General features: G+C 60.7%; 24 protein-coding genes, 1 tRNA gene and 1 pseudogene. 10 read left to right on the plus strand and 16 right to left on the minus strand.

What is annotated here, in order from left to right:
• Positions 1-256 precede the first annotated feature (256 nt).
• Positions 257-574 (plus strand): bacteriophage holin, encoded by a 318-nt coding sequence (locus NJU76_RS04410; protein WP_254531571.1) that lies wholly within the window; start codon positions 257-259, stop codon positions 572-574.
• A 189-nt stretch (positions 575-763) separates the two neighbouring features.
• Positions 764-1,534 carry a class I SAM-dependent methyltransferase gene (locus tag NJU76_RS04415; protein ID WP_254532572.1) on the plus strand — a complete coding sequence of 257 codons (771 nt, stop codon included), beginning with the start codon at positions 764-766 and terminating at the stop codon, positions 1,532-1,534.
• A 155-nt stretch (positions 1,535-1,689) separates the two neighbouring features.
• On the opposite strand, the gene NJU76_RS04420 is transcribed toward NJU76_RS04415, so the two are convergent.
• From NJU76_RS04420 to NJU76_RS04475, 12 genes are all read right to left on the minus strand, one after another.
• Complete coding sequence (locus NJU76_RS04420) at positions 1,690-2,100, minus strand: VOC family protein (RefSeq protein WP_254531572.1); 411 nt, start codon at positions 2,098-2,100, stop codon at positions 1,690-1,692.
• Positions 2,101-2,174: 74 nt separating this feature from the next.
• Positions 2,175-2,711, minus strand: coding sequence for an IS630 family transposase (locus tag NJU76_RS04425; RefSeq protein ID WP_340681236.1), 537 nt, complete (start codon positions 2,709-2,711; stop codon positions 2,175-2,177).
• Positions 2,668-3,192 carry a helix-turn-helix domain-containing protein gene (locus NJU76_RS04430; RefSeq protein WP_254531573.1) on the minus strand — a complete coding sequence of 175 codons (525 nt, stop codon included), beginning with the start codon at positions 3,190-3,192 and terminating at the stop codon, positions 2,668-2,670. The genes NJU76_RS04425 and NJU76_RS04430 overlap by 44 nt, the downstream gene beginning before the upstream one ends.
• Positions 3,193-3,510: 318 nt before the next feature.
• The gene (locus NJU76_RS04435; protein WP_254531574.1) at positions 3,511-3,759 is read right to left on the minus strand and encodes a hypothetical protein; all 249 of its coding nucleotides are present in this window, start codon (positions 3,757-3,759) and stop codon (positions 3,511-3,513) included.
• A 357-nt stretch (positions 3,760-4,116) separates the two neighbouring features.
• Positions 4,117-4,188, minus strand: a tRNA-Ala gene (locus NJU76_RS04440).
• Positions 4,189-4,413: 225 nt separating this feature from the next.
• Complete coding sequence (locus tag NJU76_RS04445; RefSeq protein ID WP_254531575.1) at positions 4,414-5,082, minus strand: rhomboid family intramembrane serine protease; 669 nt, start codon at positions 5,080-5,082, stop codon at positions 4,414-4,416.
• A gap of 217 nt (positions 5,083-5,299) precedes the next feature.
• Positions 5,300-5,608 (minus strand): 30S ribosomal protein S10, encoded by a 309-nt coding sequence (gene rpsJ / locus NJU76_RS04450; protein ID WP_004215311.1) that lies wholly within the window; start codon positions 5,606-5,608, stop codon positions 5,300-5,302.
• Complete coding sequence (tuf, locus tag NJU76_RS04455; protein WP_254531576.1) at positions 5,609-6,871, minus strand: translation elongation factor EF-1 subunit alpha; 1,263 nt, start codon at positions 6,869-6,871, stop codon at positions 5,609-5,611. It abuts the gene before it with no gap.
• Between the two features lie 337 nt (positions 6,872-7,208).
• On the minus strand, positions 7,209-8,156 hold the full coding sequence (locus NJU76_RS04460) for a homoserine dehydrogenase (protein WP_254531577.1): 948 nt from the start codon (positions 8,154-8,156) through the stop codon (positions 7,209-7,211).
• Positions 8,156-8,725, minus strand: coding sequence for an amino acid-binding protein (locus NJU76_RS04465; RefSeq protein ID WP_254531578.1), 570 nt, complete (start codon positions 8,723-8,725; stop codon positions 8,156-8,158). Before NJU76_RS04465 ends, NJU76_RS04460 begins: the two co-directional genes overlap by 1 nt.
• A gap of 155 nt (positions 8,726-8,880) precedes the next feature.
• Positions 8,881-9,246, minus strand: a complete 366-nt coding sequence (locus tag NJU76_RS04470) for a NifU family protein (RefSeq protein WP_254531579.1) — start codon at positions 9,244-9,246, stop codon at positions 8,881-8,883.
• 60 nt (positions 9,247-9,306) lie between these two features.
• Positions 9,307-10,758, minus strand: a complete 1,452-nt coding sequence (locus NJU76_RS04475) for an LVIVD repeat-containing protein (RefSeq protein WP_254531580.1) — start codon at positions 10,756-10,758, stop codon at positions 9,307-9,309.
• Between the two features lie 94 nt (positions 10,759-10,852).
• Between NJU76_RS04475 and NJU76_RS26510 the strand changes: the two genes are divergently transcribed.
• Positions 10,853-10,975 carry a hypothetical protein gene (locus tag NJU76_RS26510; protein ID WP_256566180.1) on the plus strand — a complete coding sequence of 41 codons (123 nt, stop codon included), beginning with the start codon at positions 10,853-10,855 and terminating at the stop codon, positions 10,973-10,975.
• A gap of 8 nt (positions 10,976-10,983) precedes the next feature.
• On the opposite strand, the gene NJU76_RS04480 is transcribed toward NJU76_RS26510, so the two are convergent.
• The 3 genes from NJU76_RS04480 to NJU76_RS04490 form a co-directional block, all read right to left on the minus strand.
• Complete coding sequence (locus NJU76_RS04480; RefSeq protein ID WP_254531581.1) at positions 10,984-11,961, minus strand: ROK family protein; 978 nt, start codon at positions 11,959-11,961, stop codon at positions 10,984-10,986.
• 136 nt (positions 11,962-12,097) lie between these two features.
• Positions 12,098-12,562, minus strand: coding sequence for a universal stress protein (locus NJU76_RS04485; RefSeq protein ID WP_254531582.1), 465 nt, complete (start codon positions 12,560-12,562; stop codon positions 12,098-12,100).
• A 140-nt stretch (positions 12,563-12,702) separates the two neighbouring features.
• Positions 12,703-13,167, minus strand: a complete 465-nt coding sequence (locus NJU76_RS04490; RefSeq protein ID WP_254531583.1) for a universal stress protein — start codon at positions 13,165-13,167, stop codon at positions 12,703-12,705.
• Positions 13,168-13,271: 104 nt separating this feature from the next.
• On the opposite strand from NJU76_RS04490, the gene NJU76_RS04495 reads away from it, so the two are divergent.
• The 7 genes and pseudogenes from NJU76_RS04495 to NJU76_RS04530 all read left to right on the plus strand — a co-directional run bounded on the left by NJU76_RS04495 (position 13,272) and on the right by NJU76_RS04530 (position 19,841).
• On the plus strand, positions 13,272-14,012 hold the full coding sequence (locus tag NJU76_RS04495; RefSeq protein WP_254531584.1) for an SDR family NAD(P)-dependent oxidoreductase: 741 nt from the start codon (positions 13,272-13,274) through the stop codon (positions 14,010-14,012).
• 774 nt (positions 14,013-14,786) lie between these two features.
• Positions 14,787-15,173: pseudogene (locus NJU76_RS04505) on the plus strand (transposase); the annotation flags it as partial.
• A 332-nt stretch (positions 15,174-15,505) separates the two neighbouring features.
• Positions 15,506-16,912, plus strand: coding sequence for a PTS transporter subunit IIC (locus NJU76_RS04510; protein WP_256566674.1), 1,407 nt, complete (start codon positions 15,506-15,508; stop codon positions 16,910-16,912).
• Between the two features lie 469 nt (positions 16,913-17,381).
• Positions 17,382-18,179: a YqcI/YcgG family protein gene (locus NJU76_RS04515; RefSeq protein WP_254531586.1), complete on the plus strand. Its 798-nt coding sequence runs from the start codon at positions 17,382-17,384 to the stop codon at positions 18,177-18,179.
• Positions 18,176-18,775, plus strand: coding sequence for a cysteine hydrolase family protein (locus NJU76_RS04520; RefSeq protein ID WP_254531588.1), 600 nt, complete (start codon positions 18,176-18,178; stop codon positions 18,773-18,775). Before NJU76_RS04515 ends, NJU76_RS04520 begins: the two co-directional genes overlap by 4 nt.
• 92 nt (positions 18,776-18,867) lie before the next feature.
• Positions 18,868-19,335 carry a phosphopantetheine adenylyltransferase gene (locus NJU76_RS04525; RefSeq protein ID WP_254531589.1) on the plus strand — a complete coding sequence of 156 codons (468 nt, stop codon included), beginning with the start codon at positions 18,868-18,870 and terminating at the stop codon, positions 19,333-19,335.
• A 95-nt stretch (positions 19,336-19,430) separates the two neighbouring features.
• Positions 19,431-19,841: a hypothetical protein gene (locus tag NJU76_RS04530; protein WP_254531590.1), complete on the plus strand. Its 411-nt coding sequence runs from the start codon at positions 19,431-19,433 to the stop codon at positions 19,839-19,841.
• 70 nt (positions 19,842-19,911) lie between these two features.
• Here NJU76_RS04530 and NJU76_RS04535 read toward each other — a convergent pair whose 3' ends face one another.
• Complete coding sequence (locus NJU76_RS04535; protein WP_254531591.1) at positions 19,912-20,355, minus strand: universal stress protein; 444 nt, start codon at positions 20,353-20,355, stop codon at positions 19,912-19,914.
• Positions 20,356-20,424: the final 69 nt, after the last annotated feature.

The raw sequence follows: 20,424 nt of genomic DNA on the forward strand, positions 1-20,424 counted from the left end.
GACGAATCGCCGTGGCTGTGACGTTCGGAGACACGAGTCGCATGCTCGAGCAGCAACCGCGCCGACGAGCCACGGCTACCGTGGACTGATCCTGGCAGTCGGATCGATTGTGCGGTTCGATCACTAGAGCAGACCGTTCTTCGATCAGTATTGTGAGCGGCAGTATCGTCACGGGTTTATTACGGGTACCATCGTACGCCAGTGTACGTCGGTCGGCACCGTTCTGTCGGGCCGAATGTAAACGGAGTGATCACCCATGAGTCAAGAAACAGAACAACAGATGGCGGAACCGATTTCCGAACCGACAGTGGGCCACGAATCAACGCCACTCGAACCAGAGGCGCTCGGTCTGGCGTGTGGACTCTTCTGGGCCAGCGGGGTGGCACTCCTCGGTGTCACGGCCCGATTCGGATGGGGCAAACGGTGGGAGCGGCTTCTCGCAGACATGTATCGCGGTTTCAGCGAATCGCTACCTGGACTCACTATCGGGGCCGCCTGGGCGTTCGTCGACGCGTTTACCAGCGGATACATCGTCGCCTCGTTGTACAATCGCTTCCTCGAGAATCGGCGTTGAGAACCCCCGTCGCATTCCGTTCTCGGCGAGTTCCCCCGGAAGGAATTCGTGATCCGAGACGATCGGGTGCAGTATCGCGACGGCGGCGACGATGCGACCGAACACGTCTCTGGCTGTGAATCGACCGGGACCGAACACGACTCTCTCATTTGGGCAGGTAGAAGTAACCCCGCAGAGTACGCGGCCCACATGACCGACCCGGACGAGGAGTCGACTAACGAATGGGATACAGAGAGTTACGACGAGGGCCACTCCTTCGTCTTCGAGTACGGTGAGGGCGTCGTTGATCTCCTGGAGCCCGAACGGGGAGAACGGATACTCGACCTGGGTTGTGGGACCGGCCATCTTACAGCACGGATATCCGATTCGGGAGCGAATACGGTCGGTCTCGACGCTTCGAAAGCGATGATTTCGAACGCTCGCGATAGCTATCCCGAGTGCGAATTCGTTCGCGAGGACGCCCGCGACTTCTCGTTCGACGAGCCGTTCGACGCAGTGTTCTCCAACGCAGTACTCCACTGGATACCGGACCAGGACGCCGTTCTAGAATCGGTCGCCGACGCGCTCGGTCCCGGTGGCCGGTTCGTCGCCGAACTCGGCGGGGCGGGAAACGTCGCTGCAATCGTCGACGCAGTTCGTATCGAAGCGGCCGAACGCGGCTACGGGGTCGAGGGCCCGTGGTACTTCCCGAGCGTCGGCGACTACGCCTCGAAACTGGAATTACACGGGCTCGAAACGCGGTACGCGACGCTCTTCGACCGGCCGACCAAACTCGAGAACGGGACGGACGGACTCGCTGACTGGCTCGAGATGTTCGGTGATAGTCTCCTCTCTCCCATTCCCGCTGACGAACGGCAATCGGTGATTTCGGGGGTTGAGGACCGCCTCCGCGAGGACTATCTGGAGGATGGTACGTGGACCGCGGATTACCGACGACTTCGCGTCGTGGCCGCGACGTAGCGCGGCGCAACGAGGTCAACGGGCAAGATCGGTCCTGTTCCGATCGGACCTATCTTCCGTAATGGTCTGGCGTGCGAGAGACAACGCGCGAATCGGTCCTATGAACTGTCCACAATTGAATCAAAGCGCCAAGTGCAAGGGAAGTATGAAGCGGTCTATTCAGGCCCAACGATTTCCACCTTAATTCCTTCCGGGTCTTCACAATAGAGTGCGTAATAGCCACCAGCATAGGGATGTTTCTCGTCGTAAAGAACGGTAGAATCGTCTCGTTCACGGATACTGTCGGTCAGTTCATCCACCTGTTTGTGGGAACGTGCATGGAATGCGAGATGATTCAATCCTGCCGACTGCCGGTCGAAGGAACCAGAGTTAGTTGCTCGTTTGAGAACGAGATACGTTGAGCCTTTGATCCAGTATCGACCACCGTCCCATTCGTTCTTCGGCTCGTAACCGAGTTCACCTAGTAACCACTTCCAAAAATCAACCGACGCATCAAGGTCAGATGTGCAAAGTTCGATATGGTGGAGGTGACCGGAATGATCGGGATTACCGTGAGTATAACCCATATTTGACAATAGAAAATCAGTTGCCAAAAGCGTACCTCTCAGACGGGAATCCAGACGCGCTTTTGCTATAGTGATTAGCAGAGATACTCATAGATTTGCGGTGAGTTGAGTGCTGGCAAAGCCATTGAGAGATATTCGTTGACGTCATCGAGTGTTCGAAAGAGGTGGTTGGCTCGGCCCTCACGGAGCTGTCGCCAACAGTTTTCGAGCGGGTTCATTTCCGGCGAATGCGCCGGCAAGAATTCCAGAAGCAGGCCGTCTGCGGCGGCCTGCTTCTTCAGCGTCTTCGCGATGAAGTAGCTCGCATTGTCCAAGACAATGGCGAGCTTCTTGCCGAACTCGTGCTGTATCGCCCGAAGAAAGTGCTTTGCGATTTCAGCGTTGAACCGATTCGACGTCAGAGCAACAAAGCGCTCACGGTCGTCGGTGACTGCTCCGAGCATGTTCACCTTCTCACGAGCGCCCGAGACCGGCAGTCTCGGGCGCGAATTCACCGGGAACCAATCGGGTTTTTGCTCGGTTGCGACTTTCTGCGTGTGTTGGTCGATGGCGACGATTCGATACCCTTCAGCCTTCAGCGTCGGCCACTTTTTTTGAACTCCGCACGCCAGCGTCGCTGTTCTTCTGGGTCAGCCTGGTAGTGAATCGGCCGGGCTGTCTGGACCGACAGCCCGCCTTTTTCATCAGGCGGTACATGTGCGCGAGAGAATACTTAACGCCGAAGTTCTCGGCGATGTATTCACGGACGAGGGATGGTCTCCAGGCTGGTGCGTCGATGCCAGCTTCTGACGGCGGCGCCTGAAGCGTCGCCGTCAGTTCGTCCCACTGGTCGTCGGTAAGGCGAGGACGGCTCCCGCCACGAGGGAGGTCGCCGAGCGCGACGCCCTCGCGCTCGGCGACAGTGTCGATCCAGTCGTAAACGGTCTGTGCGGGGATCCCAAGGAGACGTTCGATCTCGTATGGAGAAGAGCCATCGGCGTAGAGCAGTGCAACGGTCAGACGTTTGACTGCCTTTGGATCAGTTTCCGTGCGCAGTTGCTGGCGCAACTGCTCCTCATCGACATCAGCCAGCTTCTTTCCCCATCCGGTCATACCCGTCTCTACGCACCGTGAAGATATGAACCAGAGTGCTGATCCCTATAGAGACGTATCAGAGTGGGTGTAGATGCCATAATCGATGCACCCCCTACATCGGTCACTGTGATTCCATTATGACCGCACTTTGCCACGTGAGACAGTATGAAAACGTACGCCAATCACTATCAGAATCTGTCGATACCACCTGAAACGATCGGTTTGCCCAGATTCGGATCGTTCTCAATTGACACGACGGGGCGAGGACCGGGTTACGGAAAACGGATCCCATGCCACACCACAATATCGTTGTTCCCCAGCACCCCCGCGACCACGCTATATCGAGAGGCGATTCTTACACGACGGGCACGACATCAGTCCCTTCTTGATGAGCATATACGACTGGCCACATTTCGGGCACGGGCTGCCGATGGAGATATCGGATTCATGTGCCAGCCCAGAGAGCGTATTCCGGAGGAGTTCCTGGTCCTCCTGAATCCTCGAGAGCCGCCTGTGGAGGGACTCGACCTCGGCGAACAGGCTCCGTCTATGACGGTTCTTGGACTTTCGTAGTGGTGGCTCCATAAGTGGTAGTATATCTCACGGAGAGAAAAGCACTCCCCCAACGTATCATGGGCATTCGAAGCCAAACCCTCGAAACAGTAGTCAAGCCGCCATCGTGAACGTGAAGGCGACGGGGGGCACCCGACTCGCTTTGCGACGACACAGCGTCGATCGTCACCGATTTCCAGTGGGACAGCGTTCGACTCATACCATCTCGATCAGACTCGTCGGCGACGTCGCTCTTCGCGCTTCAAACCCGTAACTAGTCGTTCCTGCTAGATCGATGCACTCACGTCGCAGACTGCGACTTACAGGGCTTCAAATCCGGGCGTCGCCGATAATGTGAGCCGCTCGCGAATTTGCTCGCGGCGAAAATTATGGACTCGCCGGGATTTGAACCCGGGGCCTCTTCCTTGCGAAGGAAGCGATCTGCCACTGATCTACGAGCCCTCGCACGTTCATACCCACGGTTTCTATTTGAGGCTTGTGTTTCGGGACCAGATCGACACACCGCACCACTCATCCGCCGACCGGCGAATCCACCTCGAGTCATACGGTCTGCTGTAACGATGTACCGGTGCAACCGCGACCGTCCTGCGGTTGCACCGGTCATGACTTACAGTAGTCCGTATCAGTCCGGTTCTCCACGTCTTGTCGGTGCCTTCAGCCCGAAAATCAATTGCTGGAACTGCGAGATGAGACGGCGAGGACGCCGGCACGGCCGGCGAGGAGACCGACGAGAAGGCCCGTGAAGTGTGCGATCAGGGCAACGCCCGGCGAGGCCGTCGCGAAGGTAAGAGCGATCGCGAGGACGACGAATGCCAGTATCGACACCCAGCGCGGGACGTCGACGATCGAAGCGAGGCCGGTCGAGAGCCGATTCGAGGCGACGAGGTAACCGAGCAGGGCGAAGACGGCGCCGCTCGCACCGAGAACTCCCGATTTCGGTACGAACAGTCCGGTGACGACGACCTGGGAGACGCCCGCGATCGAACCGGTCGCGACAAAAAAGGCGTGAAAGCGGAGCCGCGTCGTCGCTCGAGCGACCGGCCAGCCGAAGACGATCAGCGCGAGGCTGTTCGAGACGAGGTGGCCGAGCCCGTTGTGGGCGTAGACGCTCGTGACGATTGTCCACGGATCGGTGGTCAACGGCGATGTGAGGACGAATAGCCCAGTCATCACGCCCGCGAAATAGGTGAGACCCTGAATAACGAACACGAGAACGAAGACGACGAGCAACTCGAGGATCGGGCTTCCTGTCCCGGGGTCCGAGCCGTCGGTTCGCCCCGAATCGGACCGCAAGTAGGAATTCGACTGTGACCGTGACCGCGAGCGCCACGCCATACGGATGATGAGACGTGGAGCGACAAAAATCCCGGCACGGACTGGCCATGCTGCCGAGAAATCGAACGGTCCGCGCATATGGCTACTGATGTCCGTGACCGTGACGGTGGCGTGGCTGTGGGGCGGTCGACAGACGTAGCTGTCGCTGACGGATCACCACTCGCGACCGCAAGACGACGAAAACTCCTCTTCGTACTCGAGTCCGATCGAACGGGTCTCAGTCTTCGAGGACGATCTCGATCGAGACGTCGTTCGGCACCTGAATGCGCATGAGCTGTCGGAGTGCGCGTTCGTCGGCGTCCAGATCGATCAGGCGCTTGTGGACGCGCATCTCCCAGTGCTCCCACGTTGCGGTGCCCTCACCGTCGGGCGATTTCCGGGTCGGCACCTCGAGGGTCTTCGTCGGCAGCGGGATCGGACCGCTCAGGTTGACGCCGGTGTTGTTCGCGATCTCGCGGACGTCGTCGCAGATGTCGTCCAGGTCGTCGGGACTGGTGCCCGCGAGTCGAACGCGTGCTTGCTGCATTTATTTCTCGTTGACGTCGAGGACCTTACCTGCCGCGATGGTCTGACCCATGTCACGGATGGCGAAGCTCCCGAGTTCGGGAATCTCGCTGGACGGCTCGATGCTGAGGGGCTTCTGCGGTCGGATGGTGACCACAGCAGCGTCACCCGACTGGATGAAGTCGGGGTTCTCCTCGGCGACCTCGCCGCTCGAGGGGTCCATTTTCTTGTCGATGGATTCGATCGTACAGGCGACCTGCGCCGTGTGGGCGTGGAAGACCGGCGTGTAGCCGGCGGTGATCACGGACGGGTGCTGCATGACGACGATCTGGGCCTGGAACGTCTCGGCGACGCTCGGCGGATCGTCGGCAGGACCACAGACGTCACCGCGGCGGATGTCGTCTTTGCCGATGCCGCGGACGTTGAATCCGACGTTGTCACCGGGTTCGGCTTTGGGCACCTCTTCGTGGTGCATCTCGATCGTCTTGACCTCGCCGCCCACGTCGCTGGGCTGGAAGGAGACGTTGTCGCCCGTGTTCATGACACCGGTCTCGATACGTCCGACTGGGACGGTACCGATACCCGAAATCGTGTAGACGTCCTGGATCGGGAGTCGCAGCGGCGCGTCCGTCGGCGGCTCCGGCTCCGGCAGGTCGTTCAGTGCCTCGAGCAGGATTTCGCCGTCGTACCACGGCGTGTTGTCGCTTTCCTCGGCGATGTTGTCGCCTTCGAACGCCGAGATTGGGATGAACGACGCGTCGTCGGTGTTGAACTGGACCTGCTTGAGTAGCTGGGTGACTTCGTCGACGACCTCGTCGTACGTCGACTCCTCGTAGTCGACGATGTCCATCTTGTTGATGCCGATGATGAGTTCGTCGATACCGAGGGTGCGGGCCAGGAAGACGTGCTCCTGAGTCTGGGGCGCGACACCGTCGTCAGCGGCGACGACGAGGACGGCGTTGTCCGCCTGGGATGCGCCCGTGATCATGTTCTTGACGAAGTCACGGTGACCAGGACAGTCGACGATCGTGAAGTCGTACTCGTCGGTCGAGAACTCCTGGTGGGCGATGTCGATGGTGACACCGCGTTCGCGCTCTTCGGCGAGGTTGTCCATGACGTAGGCGAACTCGAAGCCGCCTTTGCCTTTCTCTTCGGCTTCCTCGCGGTGCTGTTCGATGACGTGCTCGGGTACGCTCCCTGTCTCGTAGAGGAGTCGTCCCACGAGCGTACTCTTCCCGTGGTCAACGTGACCGATGATGGCCAGGTTCTGGTGTCGTTCGCTCATTGTTGTAGCTCACGCGCAGAGGCGCTTATATCGGTGTCCTTGGCCCGTTGCGGTTAAAACCATTTCGAAAGCGTATTCAGGAGAACCCGCCGCCGTCTTGCGGTTTGCCTAGTATTCACACGGCAGGGAAGGGCCGACTGACGGATATCGCCCGCACGGAATTCGGGCGACGGTCGCGCGAGTGGACCCAACGTGACTCGAGTAGATGCCTGCTCGTGGACGCTTCCTCGCTCGGCGTTACGGCCGCTGAGTGCTCGGTGCGCCGACACGACCGAATCGGATACGAAATCGATACGAAGGGACGGAAGACGGCGGAAAATGGAAGAACGGGCACGGGTTACAGTGACGGGAGACGGCCGATATCCGAGAGCACCGCGGTCGCCGTCTCCGGACCTCCAGCACCGCGACCGCTCGAGTGGAGCGACCCGGCGTTCCGGGTCTCTATCTGGACGATGTTTCGGGTGCCGGACACGGCGAGAGCGCCATTTTTGGCGACGAGTCGCGGTGCGACGCGAACGCCGTCGCGGGTCGCTTCGCCGATGAGCCTGATCGTACGGCCGTCCTCCGCGGCGAGCTCGAGCGCGCTGCCGGGGATGGTCTGGATGCCTTCGACCGTCGCGTCGTCGAGTTCGAAGCCGCCGTCGGCCAGCACGTTGGCCAGGATAACGAACTTCAGTGCGGCATCGGTGCCGTCGACGTCGAACGTCGGATCGGCCTCGGCGACGCCCAGGTCCTGTGCCTCCGCGAGGACGTGTTCGTAGTCGAGACCCTCGGCGGCCATTCGAGTGAGAATGAAGTTCGCGGTGCCGTTCAAGACTCCGCGAACTGCGGTGACCGCCTGTGGCGTACAGTCCTCGATCGTCGAGAGGACCGGGATCGCACCGCCGACGGTCGCCTCGAATCGGATCGAGCCGGCGCTTTCCGCCTCGAGCGCGCGGAGTTCCGCATATCGCTCGGCCACCGGGCCCTTGTTCGCGAGGACGACGTGACGGTCGGCCTCGAATGCGCGCCGAACGTGTGAAAAGCCGGGCTCGGCGTCGTCGAGCGTCGTCGGTGTCGCCTCGACGAGGACGTCGTATTCCGTTTCGAAGACGGCCTCGGGATCGCGGATACCGAGCGCTTCACCGCCGGCCTTGCGCTCGAGGACGTCCGCGACGGCGATGCCGTCGGCGTCGACGGCTGCGCTGGTCGAATCGGCGATAGCGACGACTTCGTGGCCGTACTCGCCCGCGAGGTCGGTGACCGAGCGGCCGACGTCACCGGCGCCGAGAATCGCGAGACGCATCAGGCCTCACCTCCCAACAACGGTTCGACGACGGTCAGATCCTTGTCCGTCCCGATCGAGCGGATGGCTGCGAGCGCTTCCGCGGACCGACCAGAGTCTATCGCGAGCCGAGCGCGGGCGCTCGCGACACCCGCTGTCCCGTCTGGTGCGGCCAGCGAAAGATCGAGAACGACGGCGTCGGCTTCCTCTTCGATCCGAGAGAGCGTATTCGAGAGGTCGGTCTCGACGAGGTGACCGACCAGCACGACGTTGACTTCCTCGCCGTAGTGTTCTTCGCCGGCCTGAATGACGTTGACACCGGCATCGCGCAGGGCCTGAACGATGCCGTCGAATCGGTCGGGGGGGCACTCGAGGTCGACCTCGACGGGAATGTGTCCGCGAGGCGTAATATTGCCACGTTCGTGGTGGATGCTTAGCAGATTGCCGCCGCTGTCAGCGATCGGTGCGAGCGCACGAAGCAATTCACCGGGCTCGTCGACGAGTTCGAGTCGGACGGTATAGGCGCGCACGCCGCCGTCGGTCTCGGCGTCGGGATCGTCCTCGTCGTCGGATGTAGATACGTCACCCATTGCCGACACCTCCTACCTGCGGGCATCTACTCGTCATGATGTACGATTCCGTAGTGGGCGCGTAAAAGGATATAGGACTTGCCAAAACGCGCCGCCCCTGTCAACGATGGGCACATGTCGCATCGTCGTCGTCGAGTCGTGGGCCCGTCGGCGCCTCACAGGTGATCCTTCCCCGGATTCGACGATCCCCAGTCGCCGCGGCCGCCTTCGGTACGGTCGACCCCCATGATCGACTCGGGTTGGTCCGGTCCGCCGAGACTGTCGCGCGCATCGGGCACTCGGACCGTGACCGTCTCGATTTCCGGCCAGGTGATGAGTTCGGCCTCGATGTTACCCGTCGTGACGTCGCTAACCGAACACCCCGCACACCCGCCGCCGAGTTCGATGACGACCTCCCCGGTCTCGGGATCGGCGGCTCGCACCGCGCTAGTTCCGCCGTGCATCTGAATGATCGGCATCTCGCGTGCCAACCACGCCTCGACGCGCTCCCGGAGGGACGGATCGTCGTCGGAATCAGTCATTGCCACCTGTAGGAACTCGAGCGGTGAATAACTTAGGTTGCGCGGCCCGAAACCGCCGAATTAATCCTGAACGTTCCCGCGGCATCTGCGAAGCCACCCCAGCGCGACTGCGCCGCTCGCGAGTCCCGCAACGCCGGTAAAGCCCGGAATGGAATCTCCTGACCCGTCGCTCCGTGTCGCGGTCTCGTTGTGCGCTCCCTCACCGGTTTCGTTCGTCCCGTTGGTGTCGCCCCGCCAGTCCTCGGGGTTCCGTAGCGACAGCGGATCGGCCTGCGTGCCGGCCTCTATCGGGAACGTATAGAGCGCACCCTCGAGCGACGTGTTGGGAATCGCCTCGGTGCTGGACGCGACGAAGGCCTCTCCGGAAGCGAGGACGCGAGCCGTCCAGAACGCCGTCCGTGCGGGATCACGCCACCAGGCGAGCCGTTCCGGATTCGCGGGATCGGACACGTCGTGGATCTTCACCCCGCCCCGGTACCACGTCGAATAGAGCCGCTCGCCGCGAAGTTCGAAGTTGTGCGACGTCGTCCACAGTCCGCCGCGATAGGATTCGTCGATCGTCCGCGGGGGGTCGATACGCCCTCGTTTGACGGGGTCTGTCGGGTCGGTCACGTCGTAGAGGTCGATCCCACCTGGTCGGGCAGGCGCGCTACCGCCGGTCGCCCAGGCCTCCCGACCGACCGCCATGAGGTCCCCGGTGTCGTCGACCGCGGCGTAATGATCGTTGCCCGGGAGCCCGTACACTGCCGTCCGCCAGTCGGCGATGGCTCGCTGCTCCTCGAGCGTGGTTTCGGCGACGTGAGTGACGTACGCGGGGTCGGTCGGGTCGGAGACGTCGACCAGATACGTGCCGGCGTTCCAGTGGGGAAGGTATGCCGTTTCATCACGAACGGAGACGTCGTGGAGGTAGCGCGCGAGCATGTCGATATCGCCCCAACCTGGCTCGCGCTCCAGGAGCGACCAGTAACCGAGTTGCGCGATTTCGTCGCCGCCAACGTCGAATATCACGAGCCGGTTTTCCTGTTGCGTATTCGCTACGACGTACAGCAACTCGCCCTCGAGAACGCAGTTGTGGATGTGATAGTCCGTCTCGAAGCCGGCAATCGAGACAGGATCGGCGGGATCGCTCACGTCGTACCGGCGAACGCCCGCGACGCCGAACCCCGGATTGGCGGGACCCGCGACGACCAGCCGATCGCCGTCGACGCTCACGTCGAGGATCTGGGTCAGCGGCGAGCCGCCGATCTCGACGTTGCGTTCCTCGGCGAGGAGCGTAGGCTCGGCGGGGTCGCTCACGTCGACGGTGACGAAGCCAGTCGTTGCGGCGACGTAGGCAGTCTCGCCGTGGTCGCCCGCGACTGCCTCCGCAGCGCCCGTGATCGGGAGGCTGCCCAGCGGTTCGTAGGTCCCCTGTCCGCTAGCGGCGGTGACCACTCGAGGTGCCGTCGACGAGATTGACAGCGGTGCGAGGCCGGCAGCGCCACTCGCTCGAAGGAACGCTCTCCGGTCCATGGTCACACCAGTGAGATGCAGATACATAGACGTGAGCCCTCGTGTCCGAGGCTGAGCGCACACCCGTCGCTGTGGGAACTACTCGAGGACGTCTATGGTGCTCGAGTCGACCAAGAAAATCGGCCTTGAGCACTGGGACGGCAGCATCGTCGAATCATCGATGGCAGAGACGGTATGTGAATCGGAGACGGCCGACGGGACCGGAAAGTGCCGGTAGTCAGTAGTTTAGCTTCGTAGTCGCCGTCGGTCGCCCGTTCCGTCGGTCATAGCACTCGCGAGCGCGCCTTCGACGACGACGTCGTCGCCGAGATCGGTGACGCGAATCTCGGGGACGTTGGTCATCACCATCTCCGCGACGCGCTCCTGAATCGGGTCGACGACGAGTTCCTCGTTGTGCAGTGCGACCGCGCCGCCGAAAGAGACGACGATCGGTGCGAACGCGTGGACCACGTTGGTGACGCCGATTGCGTTCCAGTGGGCGAGCTGTTCGATGACGTAGTCGGCCAGTTCGTCCTCGCCCGCGAAGTCGAAGACGTCTTTCGCCGTGAAGTCCGGCCCGTCGAGCGGGAGGTCCGTCGTGATTGTCGGATCGTCTTCGGCCAGCAATCTGGTGAAGTCGGGGATGGCGTTACCGGAACAGTAGGCCTCCCAGTGGCCGTCGTGGCCGCAGCCACAGGTCAATCTGCCGCACGGATCGACGACGTAGTGACCGACCTCGCCGGCATTGCCGTCCCAGCCGCCCATAATCTCCCCGTCGCAGCAGACGCCGGCTCCGATCCCGGAGGAGACGGTGATGTAAACCATGTCGTCAGGGTTGCTGGCGGCGTGAAACCGCTCCCCGATGACGCCCGCCGTCGTGTCGTTGTGAAGATGCACGTCGTCGCTGTCGATCAGCTTCGCGATCGGTCCCGTCAGTGGAATCCGGTCGATCGAATCGGGCAGGTTCGCGGGATCGATCACGGTTCCCTCCGCGAGGTCGAACGGGCCGATCGACCCGATTCCGGTGGCCGCGATCCGTTCGGGGCCGATTCCCGCTTGCCCGCACGCCTCGCGAAGCGTTCGGAGCACCCCTTCCGTTACGTCGATACCTGTCGGCCCGCGCGGCGTAGATCGGCGACTCGAGCCGATCGTCGTCCCATCGGGCTCGGCGACGATGGCCCGGACGTTGGTCGCGCCGAGGTCGACGCCCGCATAGTAGACCATGTTATCCTAGTGGACGAACGCCGCCGTACTTAACTACCCAGATTATACTCGACAACGAGTAGCGATTTCAATACGTTACGGACTCGGTCGGAATCGCGACGGTGAGCACAGACAGAATCGGCGGTGGCTTTCGTCGTCACTCCATGACGTCGAGATCGCGGAAGTATGTGACCGGACAGGGCGCCTGGAGGATGATCTCCTGAGAGACGGAGCCGAGGACGGCCTTTTCAGCTGGCGAGCGGCGACGGCCGCCGACGACCATTCGATCCGCGTCCACGTCGATCGCCATGTCGACGACCTCGGCACCGACTTCGCCGAGTGCACCTCTAATCTCGTACTCGACACCGGCCTCCTCGAACCGTTCGGCGAGTTCAGGGACTGGGGAGCGGCGAGCCGCGACCTCGTCCGGATCCACGTTCGCCGCACGCGCTGCGAATCCGAGATCGTCGTGGACGTCCTCGTATTCGTCTTCCGTGAATGCGTGACCGATCACGACGTTCGCGTCGAGGGGGTCCGCGATCTCGAGAACTGTCTCCGCGAGTTCCGGTGCGCGCACTGTGTCCATCGGCCCGACAGCGAGTAATACTGTGTCGATTGCCATACCGGCACAGTGGTCGGGCCACCCGCTTAAGGGTTCTCGTGAGTGCAGTATTCCCGAAACGATGTGCGTTCGCCACAGCGAAGCCGCGTCCGCACAGACTCGAGACCGGCGGCTGACCGCGAACCCACCCGGGTCCGAGGTCAGTCAGCGTGTTCGTCGCTCCGGACGAACGTGACCGGACAGGGTGCCGACAGCAGCACTTCCTGGGCCGTCGAGCCGAAAACGGCTTTCCCGGTCGGCGACCGACGCCGTCCGCCGACGATGACGCGATCGGCTCCGGTACTCGTTGCCAGATCGACGATCGACGAACCGTGGTCGCCGACCGCCCCACGGATCTCGTACTCGACGTCGTGTTGGACGAAGACGTCCCGTAGCTCATGGATCGTCGAGTGGCGCGCCGCGACGGCGTCGGGGTCGATTTCGCCGACAGTTCGGTCGAACTCGAGGCGATCGAGCACGGCGTTGTATTCGTCGCTGGTGAAGACGTGAGCGAGAACGACGGTCGCGTCGGCAGGTGTTGCTATCTCGAGGGCCGCTTCGGCCAGTTCGCCGCTTCGGTCTGCATCACTGGGTCCGACGGCGAGGAGTACGGTTTCTAACGTCATAGTACCAACTACTGACTCGGAATGATGTAAATCCCTGTTTTCGGAACAGTCAACAGTGTTTTAGTTCCAGATATTTTTTCCACACAGTCGACCAGAAGGGATGCATGGACAGACCAGATCTCTCCGATCGAACGGTACTCGTCACGGGCAGCGCGAGCGACATCGGTCGCGAACTGTTGCTGGCGACGGCCGACTGTGGCGCGCAGACGGCGGTTCACTACCGAACGAGCGCCGAGGCGGCTCGCGACGTCGCCGCGGCGGCGCTGAGGCGCGGGGCGGCCGAGACGATGACGGTACAGGGCGATGTAACCGATCCGGACGATGTCGACGAACTCTTCGCGGCCGTCGAATCCGAACTCGGATCGGTCGACGTGCTGGTGAACAACGTCGGCGACTTCGCGCCGTCGCACTGGTCGGATCTCGAGTTCGAGACCTGGAACCGGGTCATCGAGACCAACCTCAACGGAACGTACCTCTGTTCGAAGCGAGCGCTTCCCGGGATGCGAGAGGTTGGATACGGCCGAATCGTAAACGTCGGCTACGCCTCGAGCGAGAAGGGGCTCGTGAGTCCGAAGAACTTCCCCTACTTCGTCGCAAAGACCGGCGTGGTGATGTTTACCCGCATGCTCGCGGCGGATACGCAAGACGACGGGATAACCGTCAACGCCATCTCGCCATACGTCGTCGGAAACTCCGACGAGTTCCCCGCCGAACTGCCTCGCGGGCGGCCCGCGAGCTTCGATGATCTCGTTCAGCCGCTGTATTTCTTCCTCGATCCGGATACCGGGTACGTCAGTGGCGACAACATCGAAGTCGATGGCGGCTGGCTTCCCGAGCGGGTGTGAACCAACGGGGATAGCTGACCTGGACGGGGGATGATCGGGGAAAGTAACCCGGACAGGAGCCCTGACGACCGAGGGGGTCGCGCTGAACCACCTGATCGACCGCCGGTCTCGAAACGAGCGATTTGTCGGGCTTTACGACTGTCTGCGTACGGAAGCAGCAGCTCAAGATGGCGGTCTGGCGAACCCTCCTTCGACTCTCCGACGAACTTCACGACAGCAGCGGTGTGCAGGCTATCGATGCGACTGGATTTGATCGGCATTCGGCTAGCCGTCATCACGCGAGTCAGACAGACTGCACTTTTAGCTGAAAGAGAGGGCGCTAAGCCCCCGTCCTCAAGGAGCGAACGGCGTTAGCCGCGAGCGAGTAGGGTGGGGTAGTTCACATCAGTAAAGACGACAGCACTGGTGAAGTACCTCGGGGACAAGCCCCGAGGCTTCACCGTTTTGTCCATGCCGTCCAAAAACGAACGGATGGACGCAGGCGAATTTAATTCCCCTCGACCTTCCCGAACTAGGTCGGCTGGAATTCACACCCGAACGCCCGGTGCGTCCGTGAGGGTCGGCGGCTCCACCCTGCCCGACAACACCCGTCGCACCACGCCGAAGGCGCGGGTTTTGAGAGGTGTCGCATTTCCTCGCAACTGCGCGCAGTTGCTTCGGATTAAGGTCTTTAACCCACGTCGCAACTGTGTTCCTCAATACGGTGGAATGGGTCATATAGCTTACGCGATTCACCCTCGGGGTCAAGCCCCAAGGCACTCTGGCTGTATTACTGTAGACTGCGGAAACAATATCATATTGGATATTCATTGTTCGACGAGGCAACCACACGACACACAGGTTGGGCGGCAAGTATTCATACGAAACCTTGATCGGTTAGAGACAATCGCCGCCGACAGAGGGTACGGCTGGGACGGTCTCCGTGAATACTCCGAGAGGCTGACGTTCAGCCAGTAATTAAACATCGGGAGTTCTCCCCGCTGGATATGGCCCATAATGCTCGACAGGACGAAGATATATATCACCGTCGGTCAATTGTTGAGGCTGTGTTTTTGCGCTCAAGCAGCGGTATGGCGACACGCTCCGGGCACGGACGTGTTTGGACAGTTCCGTGAACCTGTCCTGAAAGTGGCTGTGAGAAATATCGAACTTGCTTCCTAACTTCGTTCAGTACAAAAGCTGAATTCAGCAGATCCAATCAGACTGCAATGACTACTCGTCTGAGGTACCACCGGCACAGTAACTCTACTGGGCGTCTCTCCTGATTTGGTGGTAATCAAGAATTTCAACAGCCCTATCGCGGTCTGATTCGTTAACTGGCGCTATTGGAAACCAGAATATTTAAGTAATAATATGAATATTTTGAATCTACGGTTTTCTCGCGTGAACGGTTACGCGAAGCGTGTTCGATAATGTTGCTTACACTTGAGTTACTACTGCAATTAGAGACTGGTGCACAGCTTCTGAAACAACTACAACTTCTGATTTCTTCCATGGGGCCAGCGCTACTTATGCCGATAATTATCTTTTCACTCGGCGTAGCTGTTCGATTACCGATACTTACATCGATACGATCTGCCCTCCTCGTCGGCGTTGCATTCGTCGGTATTTTTGCAGTCTTAGAGTTTGTATTAGGCCCGATTGGGGAAACCGTTCAAGCGCTTGCAGCGGTTTGGGAGCTGAACCTCATCGGGCTTGATATCGGATGGGCTCCGGTTGCAGGATTCACGTGGACAATGGGAGTGACTGTCTTTGTAATCCCGCTTGGGTTCGGAGTAAACCTTCTTTTGCTCGCATTCGGATGGACTCGTACCCTTGATGCTGATATCTGGAACTATTGGCAATGGGCCTTCAATGCAGCTGTTGTTTATTTGATTACTGGAAGCTGGGAACTGGGGCTTGCTGCTGCGATCATCACCGAGATAATCGTCTTGAGACTTGCTGATTGGACAGCTGAACTCTCTCAGGAGTATTTCGACATCCCGGGGGCGAGTCTTCCACACGCACAGAGCGTTCTTCAGGCACCATTTGCATTCGCCATAGACCGGTTCCTTCGGTCGCTTCCGATCATCGGCACACTGAACGCGAGTCCTGATGCTCTCGAACAACGTATCGGCACTCTCGGGAACCCGATTGTTTTGGGATTTCTCGTTGGACTGTTCATCGGCGTGCTTGCTCAACAGTCAGTGCTTGAAACGTTCCGAACAGCGATGTACGTCGCTGGACTGTTAGCGTTACTTCCCCGAATGGTTGAACTCCTCGTCGAGGGACTTGATCCGCTAGTTGAACAAGCATCCGCTCGTGTGAACGGAAGCGAGCGGTTCGGAGGAGAAGAGATTGTAATTGGTATTGATGCAGGAGCGATTGTATTCGCAGATACGACGGCTGTTATTGCTGGACTCCTGCTTATCCCGTACGCACTCGGGCTCGCGTTTATCCCCGGTGTTGTCGTCATGCCATTAGCGGATCTCGTCGCGCTACCACTGTTTTGCATGTGGGCCGCAGCAATTAGTCACGGGAACCTCGTTCGGACAGTTATCAGTGGTGGAATCATGACGACGATCGTCACTATTGCAAGCACACTCCTCGCGCCCTACATCACTGAAATGGGCCGGATAACCGGAGGACTTCAGTCCATTGATACGAACGGGTCTCAACTTGTCTCGGCACTGAGTGTGGGCGGAAACTGGTGGTCACTCGGCCTCTTTGCCCCGTTAGGGATTCTGGATGATGTTAGCGGAATGGTGGCTATTGGAGGGGTTATAGCCGCGTGCTTTGCGTACATCTGTTACCGGTTGACAAGAGAGATGCCAACCATGGTGGCTGCTAACGGCGATGGCAAGAAAGGAGAAGACTCCGAGCGTTCGACAGCGAACCAGCCAACGAAGACGTATGAATGACCTATCACACCGACATCAATAATGTTTATCTTGACATAGAAGCGGTATTCAGCCCCCGTGTGAATACCTGTGGAATTCACCCCGCCCATAGTCAATGTACTCAATTCTGAGTACCAATTTCTCTGCTAACGATCGCAGTTGCGAAATTCACGATTCAAATAAGCGGCTGACTCTTCGCGTCAGTAGGTGGAGAGACGGGCTTCTCTCCACATCTAAACGAGGCCGGAGCGAGAGATTCGCGACGCACTCGTACATTGCGGTGGGCTCCGAGCCCGGCTCTCGAGGGCGGAACCGTGACGACGGGCGACGACGTCGAACCGGTCTAACGCGGACGATTACGGAACGAGTCGAGAAATCTAACGCAGCGGCTTCGGAACGACATGACACTTCGGGACGTGAGTTCGCGTGCGAAACGGCACCGTCTCGAGCGGAACGCAAGCTACATTTTCGCGAGCGCAAAGGGTGAGACATGAACGAGCCGGGTATCCAGTCACTGATGGACCAGGCGACGCTGGATCGGCGGGTTCGTACCGGTGACGCGCCGGCGTGGGTCGGCGACCACTGGGAAACGTTTCGCGAGGGGTTGCTCGGGGAGCGAAACGGATCGCCGTTCCCCTGTTTCTTCGGCGTCGAATCGGTTCAACAGGGAGAACCGCTGTACACCGCAGTGCCCTCGATGAGCGACGCGGAGGCGTTGCTGACGTTGCGGGACCGAATTCTCGAGTACCTCGATAGCTATCGGGATCACTCGGATCGAGCGTCGCTCGTGACCTTCTTCGAACCGCCCGAGCGGCCGCTCTCGGAGGCGTCGTATCACGACGCGCTCTGGCACATCTTGCAGACGCTGCATCTCCACGATCCCGAGCCGTGGCCCGACGACATCCCTACCGATCCCGCCGATCCACACTGGGAGTTCTGTCTCGGCGGCGAGCCGATGTTTCCGACCTGTCGGGCACCGTTTTACGAGACGCGGAAGAGCCGGTACTGTCCCGTGGGACTCGAAATTACGTTCCAACCGCGCGCGCTGTTTAAAGATCTCGACGTGACGGCCGACGCGCCGGCCGGACAACGCGCCCGCGACGTTATCCAGGACCGCCTCGAGGAATACGACGGGGTCTGTCCGCACGCCGACCTCGGCGACTGGGGCGTCGAGGGCGACCGCGAGTGGCCCCAATACATGTTCTCGGCGGACGAATCGCAAGCACCGTCGACGTGTCCGATCACGATCACCCGGACGCATCCGAAACCTGCTGCGCGACTCCCATGACGCCCGCCGATCGTACTGTCGATGCGGGCGTCTCGAATCGCGCTCGACTCGAGGACGCCGTCCTCGTCCTGATCGACTTCCAGCAGGGGTTCGACGATCCCTCCTGGGGGGAGCGAAACAATCCCGATGCGGAAGCGAACGCGGCGCGACTGCTCGAGCACTGGCGTGAGCGGGACCGGCCCGTCGTCCACGTTCGACACGACTCGACGGAGCCCGACTCGTCGCTTCGGGGCGACGAACCTGGCTTCGCGTTTAAACCGGAGACGGCGCCCCTCGAGCACGAGCCGACCATGGAAAAGTCGGTCAACAGCGCGTTCATCGGAACAGATCTCGGGGAGTGGCTCCGTAAACGGGACCACGAAACGCTCGTTATCGCGGGACTCACGACCGATCACTGCGTTTCGACGAGCGCGCGAATGGCCGAAAATCTCGGCTTCGATCCCATCGTGGTCGGCGACGCGACCGCGACCTTCGAACGGACCTACGACGGCGAGACGTTCGACGCGACGACGGTCCACCGCACCGCCCTGGCCCACCTCGCTGGCGAGTTCGCGACGGTGGCGACGACGACCGACCTCCTCGAGGACAGGTCCTGAAACTGGACCTGCGCTGGTGGCAGATCTGACCGCCCTACGGTAAACGGGAGTCCGCGCCACAATTATAGGAATCCTCGTACTCGAATACTGGTATGCGAGTTGCAGTCGCCGGTACGTTTGGGCCGTTTCACGATGGACACCGGGCGCTGTTCGAACACGCGCTTCGATTCGGCGACGACGGCGTCGTCGTCGCGCTGACGAGCGACGAACTGGCGGTCGAGACGCGCCACGAGCCCCGTCCGATTCCCACCTTCGGGGAACGAACGCGATCCGTGGCCGATGCGATAGCCGAGATCGACGAGTGGGATCGAGAGATCGAAATCCGGCAACTCGAGACCGAACGCGGGATCGCGACCGACGATCCGTCGATCGATGCGCTCGTCGTCTCCCCCGAGACGGCCCCGGAACTCGAGAAGATCAACGACGAGCGGCGCGAGCGCGGGCTGGACCCGCTGTCCGGAATCGTCGCCCCGTACGTTCTCGACGACGACGGTGCGCGTATTTCCTCGACGCGAATTGTCAGGGGAGAAATCGACGAACACGGACGCGTTCTCGAGTAGGTCGCACCCGATCCTCGAGTCGCGCCCGTTCGGAACTGGCTGCGTGCGATCCGACAACACAATAGTAATAGACGGCGAGACAGTCAATATATTTGATGAACGGTGATCGACGGCCGCTGTTGTACGTGCTGCTCGGCAGTGCGCTGCTCGTGACGCTCGTGCTTCATCTCGTGTTCGTGCCGCGATATCTCCCCGGTGACGTGTTGTTGACCGTACTGACGCTCGGTGCCGGTTGGATAACGTACACGCTTGTGTTCTACGCACTCGGTCGGGCGGGAGCCGATCCCGAGCAGCAGGAGTTTCCTACGATGCGGTTCGCGGATATCGGTATCGCGCTCCTTCTCGTCTCGTTGTTGCTCATGTTGGCCTTCGACGCGTTCGGACTTCCCTTCGAGAGAATCGTCGGGATCTACTCCCTACCCGCGATCGGGATCTATGCGGGACTCGCGCTCCTCGGCTGGTCGATCGGCCGCCGGACCGAGGCGATCAACGAGATTGCCCGATAACGGGGGCGATTGACGCCGCAGCAGAACGACGATCGGAACCGTACAGGAGATCAACCCGCTGACACGAGGGTCACTCCGTCTGCGGTCCCGAGTTCGCGACGAAGACCGGTATATCGCCGAACCGAATGACGTGATCGGTGACGCTTCCCAGCGCCATCCGATGGACGCCGCTGCGACCGCGGGTTCCTATGACGATGAGATCGACACCGATATCCCGAGCGTACTCGAGGAGTTCGTTCTCCGGTGGTCCCTCAAGTACGACGCCGGTAACGTCGAGATCGGTGGCGTCGGCCAGGTCGACGATCGCGTCGACGTGTTCCCGGGCTCGAGTGCGCATCGCGTCTTCGGCGCTCGCGGCATCACCCGGGAGCCGGAGATCCCCCAGCGGGCCGGTATCGGCGACGCAGGCGACGTGAACCGCCGCATCGTGAACGGCCGCGAGCTCGAGACCGGTCTCGGCGGCAGCCTCGGCGTGATCGCTGCCGTCGGTCGGAATCAAGATCGTGTCGAACATCGTCCAGAACGTACGGCGAGACCCGTGAAATGACTGGCGAATGAACGAGTCGCCGCATCCCGGTCTCGG

It is taken from the genome of Natrinema gelatinilyticum, from assembly GCF_024266705.1.
GTDB lineage: Archaea > Halobacteriota > Halobacteria > Halobacteriales > Natrialbaceae > Natrinema > Natrinema gelatinilyticum.